Source organism: Jeotgalibaca caeni (genome assembly GCF_028863945.1).
Taxonomy (GTDB): domain Bacteria; phylum Bacillota; class Bacilli; order Lactobacillales; family Aerococcaceae; genus Jeotgalibaca; species Jeotgalibaca caeni.
In genome coordinates this window covers 21,250-30,493 of the sequence record NZ_JARBEA010000034.1, presented here as the reverse complement: position 1 = coordinate 30,493, position 9,244 = coordinate 21,250, and the positions used below count along the sequence as shown (strand labels likewise).

Annotated in this window: 10 protein-coding genes and 1 pseudogene; 8 read left to right on the top strand and 3 right to left on the bottom strand. The window is 39.4% G+C overall.

Annotated elements, in window-relative coordinates; all coding sequences use genetic code 11:
* Positions 1-112 precede the first annotated feature (112 nt).
* Positions 113-508 (top strand): class A sortase, encoded by a 396-nt coding sequence (locus tag PVE40_RS08255; RefSeq protein WP_274731425.1) that lies wholly within the window; start codon positions 113-115, stop codon positions 506-508.
* A gap of 323 nt (positions 509-831) precedes the next feature.
* On the opposite strand, the gene ybaK is transcribed toward PVE40_RS08255, so the two are convergent.
* Genes ybaK through PVE40_RS08240 form a run of 3 tightly spaced genes read right to left on the bottom strand, consistent with a single transcriptional unit; the run spans position 832 to position 2,461 of the window.
* Entirely contained in the window at positions 832-1,308 is a 477-nt protein-coding gene (ybaK, locus tag PVE40_RS08250; protein WP_274731424.1) for a Cys-tRNA(Pro) deacylase, read from the bottom strand.
* Positions 1,309-2,130, bottom strand: a complete 822-nt coding sequence (locus tag PVE40_RS08245) for a DUF1129 family protein (protein WP_274731423.1) — start codon at positions 2,128-2,130, stop codon at positions 1,309-1,311.
* Entirely contained in the window at positions 2,120-2,461 is a 342-nt protein-coding gene (locus PVE40_RS08240) for a PadR family transcriptional regulator (RefSeq protein ID WP_274731422.1), read from the bottom strand. The genes PVE40_RS08245 and PVE40_RS08240 overlap by 11 nt, the downstream gene beginning before the upstream one ends.
* A 194-nt stretch (positions 2,462-2,655) precedes the next feature.
* Between PVE40_RS08240 and PVE40_RS08235 the strand changes: the two genes are divergently transcribed.
* The 7 genes and pseudogenes from PVE40_RS08235 (at position 2,656) to PVE40_RS08205 (ending at position 9,244) form a co-directional block, all read left to right on the top strand.
* Positions 2,656-2,829 (top strand): hypothetical protein, encoded by a 174-nt coding sequence (locus PVE40_RS08235; RefSeq protein ID WP_274731421.1) that lies wholly within the window; start codon positions 2,656-2,658, stop codon positions 2,827-2,829.
* 40 nt (positions 2,830-2,869) lie between these two features.
* A complete protein-coding gene (locus tag PVE40_RS08230; RefSeq protein ID WP_274731420.1) occupies positions 2,870-3,238 on the top strand; it encodes a thioesterase family protein in 369 nt (122 codons plus the stop codon).
* A gap of 252 nt (positions 3,239-3,490) precedes the next feature.
* Positions 3,491-4,564, top strand: a complete 1,074-nt coding sequence (locus PVE40_RS08225) for an ABC transporter substrate-binding protein (protein WP_274731419.1) — start codon at positions 3,491-3,493, stop codon at positions 4,562-4,564.
* A 1-nt stretch (position 4,565) separates the two neighbouring features.
* Positions 4,566-6,105 (top strand): annotated as a pseudogene (locus PVE40_RS08220) (amidohydrolase).
* 181 nt (positions 6,106-6,286) lie between these two features.
* On the top strand, positions 6,287-7,003 hold the full coding sequence (locus PVE40_RS08215; RefSeq protein WP_274731418.1) for an MgtC/SapB family protein: 717 nt from the start codon (positions 6,287-6,289) through the stop codon (positions 7,001-7,003).
* A gap of 34 nt (positions 7,004-7,037) precedes the next feature.
* Entirely contained in the window at positions 7,038-8,144 is a 1,107-nt protein-coding gene (locus tag PVE40_RS08210) for an extracellular solute-binding protein (RefSeq protein WP_274731417.1), read from the top strand.
* A gap of 80 nt (positions 8,145-8,224) precedes the next feature.
* Complete coding sequence (locus PVE40_RS08205) at positions 8,225-9,244, top strand: ABC transporter ATP-binding protein (RefSeq protein WP_274731416.1); 1,020 nt, start codon at positions 8,225-8,227, stop codon at positions 9,242-9,244.

The following is a 9,244-nucleotide window of genomic DNA, read 5'->3' as shown; positions in this document are numbered from 1 at the left end:
GTGTCGGATAACAATATGAAAAACAAGGACGGGACAAGGTTTAGAGAGCATATTAGAAAAACTATGAATTATTCAGGTTTATACATGTCGAAACGTAGCTTCGATTATCGGATTGAACTTACCAATTGGAAAAGGAACGGATCCCTATACTTTGGCACTGACTGCAGGAACCATGAAAGAAGAACAAGTAATGGGAGAAGGCAACTATGCCCTAGCAGGACATAATATGGTAGACCCTGATCTACTCTTCAGCCCTGTGATGGAAGTTGAAATTGGGGATACCATCTATCTGACTGATTTAACCAAAATCTATGAATATCAAGTCATTGTGCATGATGAGGTTGAGCCAACAGACGTACATGTGATTGAAGACCAGCCAGGTGAAACATGGCTGACTCTGATAACTTGTGATGATACCCTCACAAAACGCGTCCGAACAGTAGCTGAATTTGTAAAAGAAATACCATTAGATGAAGCGCCTGCCGATTTGGTAGACTTCTTACAATAACTAAAACATACTAAGATTAGTAAGTAGAGGCTGGGACAAAAGTCCCAGCCTCTCTTCTACATACGAATATTTGCTCCGTAAACGTGCTCCAAAAGACAGCTCCGACGTCACTTTGTCATGATTGTTGCTGCTTCAGCAGCTTACAAGCATGATACACTTGGGCGTTAGCCCACAGTGCTTCCGGAATCATGCTCTGATGGTCTATGACCATCCTGCGCTTATTCGTTCCAGTTGCCATAGCCGTTGCAGCTTTAGCTGCTTACGGATATGGTATGCGTTAGAAGATTCGGAACTAAACGCCTTTTGTCCCACTCTCATGGTTTTTACTTTGTTACATCCATAAATTGAATTTCCAGTACTTTCATTACATCAGTTGGCGACACTTCTACGCTTACTCCGACCTTGCCAGCACTAAAGAGTATGGTAGGGTACTCTTGCGCCGATGAATGGAAGGTCGTGCGAAAGGACTTCTTCATTCCAATGGGGGAGCAACCACCGTGACGGTATCCAGTGAGAGGCAGCAATTCTTTTTCTTTAATCATCTGAATACTCTTTTCATCTACTGCTTTGGCTGCTTTTTTCAAGTCCAGTTCTTTATTTACTGGAATAACAAAGACATAATGTTCTTTTGATTTTCCAACCGTAACTAAAGTTTTAAAAGGTTGATTAGGGTCTATTTCTGTTTTTTGAGCTACATCGATTCCCTTTTTTACGTCATCTTTCGAATAATGATGCTCTTGATAAGGAATGTCATGTTGTTCGAGAATTCGCATCACATTTGTTTTTTTTATGTCCGCCATTTAATGGTTCCTTTCTTTTTTCAATAAATAATAAGATACAAGAAAGTTTAACAAAAGTCCGACGATGAGGAAAGTGATGACGGTTAAAACTCCTGTTTGTGTATTCAAAAAGGTTTTAAATCCGTCCAGCTGCGTACCAATCCCAAAGGCACCCATAATCCAAATCATTGGTGTAAAGGACCACCACATTTTATTTTCCTTTCGAGATTCATAAAAAATGGCTCCAGTCATTACGATAATTAATAGTGCCAGTAAAATAATAGCTGTCTGGCTAGACAAATGAACCGTAAGAAGAGGTGGAGTATAGGCAGAGATAAAAAAGTAAATTCCGAGAACAGCTGAAAAAATCACCCATAAAAAAACGACTGAATAGAACTTCTTTTTATAAACTTGTCGATTCATCACTTTGAATAAAAGAAAAACAGCCAAGAAAGAAAGCAATCCATTTAGTAAAAGGAATAAGAAATCAATTCGGTTTTCTGATAGTTGGTTGAATAGGGAGAACAGCGTACTGATTCCAAAAATTATGCCAACTAATTGAAGCACTTCTTTGCGACTGGTCTTGCTTATATTCGCCAGTAAATCATCTGCGACTGCATCAGGATTTTGTCCAAAATAACTTTGAGCTGACTCTCCGTTTGCTTGTGCCTCTAAAATATCTTGAAGAATTTGAAGCAAGGATTCTTCGACTTCTTGATCATTATGAAAAAGACTGTTGGTTCGCATGTACAGAAGCAGATTTTCGTAATACTCTTGATTTTCGATACTTAGTTGTTCACGCAGACGGTTATTGGTTTCAATTAGTTTGTGTTCATTTGTCATGTAAAAATCGCTCCTTTGAGTGAATAATCTCTTCAACATTGCTTGATAAATTGCGCCATTGCTTGATAAATTCTTGCGTATAAGATTGACCATCTTTAGTGAGTTGAAAATATTTCCGGTCTGGTCCATCCGGGGAAGGTCGCGTTATGCTAGAAATCAACTTGTTTTTTTCTAACTTTTGAAGCAGAGGATAGATTGTCCCACCCGTCATTTCAGTGAAGCCAAAGTTCCTCAATTTTTGAACCATATCATATCCATAAATTTCTTCTTCTGAAATAATGAGGAGTACACATCCTTCTAAGACGCCTTTTAAAAGTTGTGTTTGTTTCATGCAAATCACCCCTTATCTATTATGTATTGCCAACTAGTTAAAAAGAGTATACATTCTCCTGACTAGTTTGTAAAGCAAACTAGTAAAAAAAATGAGTGTTCGTTAAAATTCATATGAGATTATCACGATCTGTATTGTTCATGAAAGTGGATTTCGATATGCTATAGGCAATAAAAGGAAAAGGAGCAAATAATATGGATGAAATTACACTTCCTGTTACCGACCAAGAGTACATATGGCTTTCTTACCTATCCGAGTATTATGGAATCAGTTTGGCAGATTTAATCAAACAGCGGTGCCTTGCTCCTTTAGAGAAAGAGTATCAACAACTGATAGAAACCAAAGAAACCGCTCCTTTCTCACAGTAGAATAGAGCGGTTTTTTCTCTAATAGAAAGGAGACCATTTTATGAATGAACAATTTGAAAAAAGATTTGAAGTCAAAGAGAGTGATACCGCTCAATCAGTCGGGTCAGGTGGCTTAGCCGTCTTATCCACGCCTATGATGATCGCCTATATGGAAAATGCAGCATGGACATGGCTAGAAGAACAGATTGGTGAAAATGAAACAAGTGTTGGGACAAAGTTGATTGTGTCGCATTTTGCCCCAACTTTTGTTGGTAAAGAAGTGATTGTGACCATTGAACTGAAAGAACAGGATAAGCGAAGATATACGTTTCATATATATGCAAAAGTAGACGGAAAACCAATTGGAGAAGCGACCCATACTCGAGTAGTAGTGGATGCAGAAAAATTTATGGAGCAAGCTAAAAAATAAGAATGCGTGCAAGTGAGAGTGCTTTTGAGAGCTCACTTGCACGCATTTAACGTTTTTGGTAGAAGTGAGAGTATTTTTTAGAGGCCACTTGCACGCTTTTAACGATTTTGGTAGAAGTGGACCTTTTTTTGAGCCTCACTTGCACGTTTATAGAAAACTGCTAAACTTTTAGTTTACAAAAATTAAACTTCGTTTTATAATATGCCTCGATCCTTTTATGGAGAAAACAAAATAGTTGGGTGGGGGATGAGATTGAAAAAATTACATGTATTTTTTGGTAGTGTGGTAGTAGCAATTTTATTAGTGATGGGGCTGCGTTCCATTAATGCAACGCAATCCAATGAAGCAAGTGATGATAACACAGTTATTATTTATAATTGGGGCGACTATATTGACTGGGATCTGATCACAAAGTTTGAAGAAGAGACTGGATATCATGTCGTTTATGATACCTTTGATTCCAATGAAGCAATGGAAACAAAAATTTCTCAAGGCGGCACTCGGTATGACCTTGTATTCCCGAGCGGCTCGATTATTCCAAAAATGCTTGAAAAAGATTTACTCGTGCCACTCGACCATGAAAAAATTATTGGTTTGGAGAATCAGTCAGAATACTTAATGGACCAGCCATATGATCCCGGCAATAAGTACACGGTTCCTTATTTCTGGGGAACGGTAGGAATCATGGTCAACACAGCCAAATTACCTGACCACAATATTAAAAATTGGTCTGATTTATGGGATCCTCGTTTTGAGAATGAACTATTATTAATCGATGGCGCAAGAGAAACGATGGGGATGGCTCTCCAATCAATGGGAATGTCATTAAATGAAACAGACCCAGAAAAACTGCAAGCGGCAGCTGACCATTTAACCGAATTAACGCCTAATATCCATGCAATTTTGAATAATGAAATCCGTTCTTTGTTAATCAATGAGGAAGCCTTAATTGGGATTGGCTACTCTGGAGATGCAGCGTGGGTTTCTTACCAAAATCCAAATGTTGAATATATTCTGCCTGAAGATGCTGGTGTTGTCTGGACCGACAATTTTGCCATTCCTAAAACGGTAGGGAATATAGAAGGGGCTTATGCGTTTATGAACTTCATGCTCCGTCCAGAAAACGCCAAGCAAAACATTGATTATGTGCAGTATGCTTCTCCAAACGAAGCTGCGAAAGAATTATTGCCCAAAGAAGTAACGGATAATAAATTACTGTATCCAGATAGGGAAACAATCAATGTTCTGGAACATTATGAATATTTAGGGCAAGAAGTGATGAATTATTTTAACGAACTATTCTTAGATGTGAAAATGGGGTTATAACATGATACTGACTTCAAACTATATTTTTGACGTAAAAACGAAAACCACATTCAAAGGTTTTATTCAAATCGAAGGAAATCGGATTATCAAAGTAGGTCCTCCAGTACGGTGATCAAATGATTGTACCAGGATTTATTGATGCGCATGTTCATTTTTTCCTCTCGGTATTACTATACAATAAAAAATTAACGTATATTCATGGACTTACAGAAAAGGAAGTTGCTGCTCAAGTTGCCGACCTGCCGACCGTAAATGGTTGGAAAATCGGCATTGGCTGGTACAGCAGTGAGTTTGGTCAAAATGTCTATCCAACTCGAAGATCCATCGATGCGATTTGTATGGATACACCGGTTGCTCTTATTTCTGGAGATGCGCATACAATTTGGCTCAATACCAAAGCTTTGGAGATGATGTCCATCTCAGAGTCGAATGTACCTACTGGGATGAGTGGCGAAGCTTTAATCGATAGAGAAGGGTTAACCGGTGTATTTTTGGAAGCTGTCGCCATTCATTATCTTGCCAAAATCCTTGACCCATTAAAAGCTGACTTCGCAACCGAGTGCCAACGATATATGCATCACTTAAATAAAATGGGAATCACAACAGTTGGAGATGTCGCATTAACGGGAGAAGCCGAAGATGATTTGGTTTATCCTGAATTGTATGAAACGGTTCAAGGTGAGTCGAGTGTGCGAATCAATTTCTATCCTGCCATGCGTGAAGAGATAGAAACTATTAAGAAAGTTGCACAGAATTATCAATCAGAGACCCTAAGATTCGGTGGAGTGAAACAGTTCTTTGATGGAGTTACGAGTACCCATACAGCCTTTATGAAAGAAGAATACACCTATCCGTACTTTGAGGGGGATATTGGCGCGCCTCTTATTGCGGTTGAGAAAATGCAGAAGCTTATTCTCAAAGCTAACGAGAATGGGTGGCCCATTCGGATTCATACCATCGGCGACCGAGCCATTCGTTTGGCTTTGGAATATTATCAAGAAAGCTTGCGACGTTTCCCTTTACCAGAAGGAAAATACAACACGTTGGAACATTTGGAAGTAATGGATGCAAATGATATTCCGTTAACTAATCAAGAGCAACTTGTCATTTCTGTCCAGCCAAGTCATCTGTTAGTAGGCTGGGAAGCGCTGGATGCAGAGGTAGGCCCTGTGCGTGCGAAGCAAATGTTTCCTTTCCGTAACTTCTTAGAAGCTGGTGCGGTTCTTGGGTTTGGAACGGATACACCTGTTGTAGTAGATGTCTCACCCTTAGAGTCCATCTACTATGCAGTTGCTCGTAAAGACTTGTCCGGCAACCCGTCAGAAGGACTCATGCTGGAGCAGCGTATCTCCGTAGCGGAAGCTCTTTACGCCCATACAAAGGGTGCAGCGTTAGCCCTAAGTCGCGTAGATATTGGAGGGTTGGAACCAGGAATGCTAGCGGATATTTGTGTTCTTGATCAAAATATATTGCTCGCACCTACAGAAAAAGTACCAAATACCAAAGTGATCGCTACTTATTTCAATGGAGCTATTCAGTAAAGTTCCTACAAAGGAAGCACTCAAAAGGGTGCTTCCTTTTCTGTTTGGGAAATTAATTTGATGAGTATTGACAGCGCTCTATAATAAATTTATAATGAAGGTGGAAACGGTCCCACAATGGTGGCTTTTTGCTTTACATTTATTAAAAACATTTACTCTCCTTTTCATTAGAGAGTTTGAAATGTCAAAGGGGGCAGGGTGTATAGAATTTATCAGTCATATCGACCTCGCTGAACTAAATGTTGTAACCATTTCCATTCGAGTGCTGCTTGCCGTATTGGTAGGTGGAATCATTGGATTAGAGCGAGATATCAAAAACCATCCTGCCGGGTTTCGGACGTATATTTTAGTATGTTTAGGATCGACCATGGTCATGATGACAAATCAGTTCATCTCAGAAACCTATCAAACAGGTGATCCTTCTCGAATGGGTGCACAAGTAATTAGTGGCATCGGGTTTCTTGGTGCGGGTACGATTTTAATTACGAAAAACAACCATGTTAAAGGATTGACGACAGCTGCTGGTTTGTGGTCTGCCGCATGTATTGGACTTGCAATTGGTATCGGTTTCTACGAAGGTGCATTAGCGGGAACCATTTCTCTTTTAATTATTATGACTTCTTTTCAGCGTATCAAGAAAAGAATTGTCAATCAAAGGGACATGATTGATTGCTACATCATCTTCGAATCATTAAATGCCTTCAACGAATTTTTGTCTGTTTGTCTAGCACGTAATTGGCGAGTGTTGACCATTCAAGAAGAAACGCTCCATTCAGATGAAGGGTATGTCATGTTTTTTCTAACTCTTCGGTTTAATAATCGGATTGAAGCGCGAGACTTTGTTTTCCGCTATAAGGAAATTAGAGGAATCTTATCGTTAAGTGAATCAGAATCATAATAAAAATAGGATGAAAAAGGAGAACACGGATATTATGAAGAAAAAATGGATATATACACTTACATCAGCAGCATCAGTATTATTGCTAGGAGCTTGTGCATCTGGTGGAGATACAGAAGAGGCTAGTTCTACTACCTCTACTACTTCTACAGAGACAGAAGAAACCACGACTACCGGAAGCAAAGAGTTATTAATTTACTCCAACTCATTAGCAGGTGGACGTCAAGAGTGGATCGATGAAAAGGCGAAAGAAGCTGGTTTTGATTTACAATACGTGGAAGCTGGCGGTGGAGATATCTTAAACCGTTTATTGGTAGAAGCTAGTTCTCCTCAAGCAGACGTCGCTTTCGGTATGGACGAAGCAATGTTTTTCCAATTGCTTGACGAGGAATTATTTGTTGAATATGAACCATCGTGGATTGGCGATATTCCGGCTGATGCGAATGTTGGAGGAGAATACTTCCATCCGCTTATTGAGCAACGTATTTTCATGATGTACAATCCAGAATTTGTCTCCGAAGATGAAGCTCCTAAAAACTGGCAAGATTTAAGTGAAATGCCAGAATTGGAAGGGATGTATCGTGTACCAGCTGGTGTTGCTTCTGGAACAGACCAAAAAGCAATTTTGAGTATTCTCTTGCAATATGTGGATGAAGATGGCGACTTAGGAATTTCTCAAGAAGGTTGGGATGAAGTAGAAAAATATCTAGCAAATGGATATCAAACACCTGAAAACGAAGAACAACTTCAAAACTTCGCTGAAGGTAAAATTCCAGTTTCCTATCATTTCCTAGGTGGATTACCAGGAGCTGAAGAAGAATTTGGCTTTACCGCTGTTCCGATCAACCCAGAACAAGGGGTAATCACCATGCGTGAGCAAATTGGAATTATCAACAAAGGGGAAGACCATGATTATTCCGTTGCTCAAGAATTTGTAGATTGGTTCGGAAGTGATGAGATGCAAGGTGCTTTTGTTGAAGAATTCGGTGGATTGCCAGTGAATGAGGCGGCAGTGGATCGTGCACCTGAACGATTAATTGAAATCGCAAACGAAACAGAACCAATGGATGTTGACTGGGACTTTGTCCGTGAGAACTTAAGCTCCTGGATGGAAAAAGTTGAACTAGAATTAATGCCATAAACAATTGAGAGTAAAGTAAAAAGCGAAATAGGCTCTATTTCGCTTTTTATAAATTTATCATGAAATGAAGGAGTAGACGCATGATTGAAGTAAAGGACTTACAAGTAAAGTACGATGATTTTGTGGCAATTGATAATGTCAACTTTGAAGTAAAAGAAGGAGAGTTTTTTACGCTTTTAGGCCCTTCCGGATGTGGCAAAACCACGACTTTGCGTTCGATTGCTGGTTTTATCAAACCAAGCAATGGCAGTATCGAAGTAAAAGGGAAAAATATTATCCAGACACCAGTGGAAAAAAGAGGGTTAGGGATGATTTTCCAATCCTACGCCTTATTCCCAACAATGAGTGTCTTCAATAATATTGCCTATGGCTTGAAGATTGAAAAGTACTCGAAGGCACAAATCAATGAACGAGTTATGGAATTGGCAGACTTAGTAGAATTAAATGAAGAACAACTTCAAAAGAATGTTTCCGACTTATCAGGAGGGCAGCAACAACGGGTCGCTATTGCACGGGCATTAGCAAAAAGACCGAATATTGTTTTATTTGATGAGCCGCTATCGAACTTGGATGCCAAGTTGCGGAAACAATTGCGTGCTGAATTAAAGAGAATTCAACGGGAAACAGGGATGACAGCTATCTATGTTACTCATGACCAAGATGAAGCATTAGAAATTTCAGACCATATCGCTGTGTTTAATAATGGCAAAATCGAGCAAATCGGTACACCGCGTGAGATTTATGACCGCTCTGCGACAGAATTTGTTTGTAAGTTTATTGGAGAAGCAAACTTCTTAGAAACACCGTTTATGACTTACCTAAATGAACAAACAACAGGTACACCATTTAATCTAAATGCCCGTCACTATATCCGAGAAGAAAAAATAAAACTTTGGGTCAATGAAGATAGCAAGGCGATCCCCGTTCAAGCAACGGTTTTGGATGAAGTTTTTTATGGAACTTTCTCTACTTATATTTGTGAGGCATATGGTACAACGCTGCGCATCATCGTGAAGGAAGACGGAAATACGCCCATGCTCGATAAAAAAGCAATCACACTCTATATTGATCCATATGACATTCTAGAATATGGAGGGTAA

Excerpts from the sequence above, each read along its gene's own strand:
- ybaK (WP_274731424.1), bottom strand. The coding sequence starts at position 1,308 with ATGGCGGACATAAAAAAAACAAATGTGATGCGAATTCTCGAACAACAT.
- PVE40_RS08245 (WP_274731423.1), bottom strand. The coding sequence starts at position 2,130 with ATGACAAATGAACACAAACTAATTGAAACCAATAACCGTCTGCGTGAA.
- PVE40_RS08240 (WP_274731422.1), bottom strand. The coding sequence starts at position 2,461 with ATGAAACAAACACAACTTTTAAAAGGCGTCTTAGAAGGATGTGTACTC.
- PVE40_RS08235 (WP_274731421.1), top strand. The coding sequence starts at position 2,656 with ATGGATGAAATTACACTTCCTGTTACCGACCAAGAGTACATATGGCTT.
- PVE40_RS08230 (WP_274731420.1), top strand. The coding sequence starts at position 2,870 with ATGAATGAACAATTTGAAAAAAGATTTGAAGTCAAAGAGAGTGATACC.
- PVE40_RS08215 (WP_274731418.1), top strand. The coding sequence starts at position 6,287 with ATGTCAAAGGGGGCAGGGTGTATAGAATTTATCAGTCATATCGACCTC.
- PVE40_RS08210 (WP_274731417.1), top strand. The coding sequence starts at position 7,038 with ATGAAGAAAAAATGGATATATACACTTACATCAGCAGCATCAGTATTA.
- PVE40_RS08205 (WP_274731416.1), top strand. The coding sequence starts at position 8,225 with ATGATTGAAGTAAAGGACTTACAAGTAAAGTACGATGATTTTGTGGCA.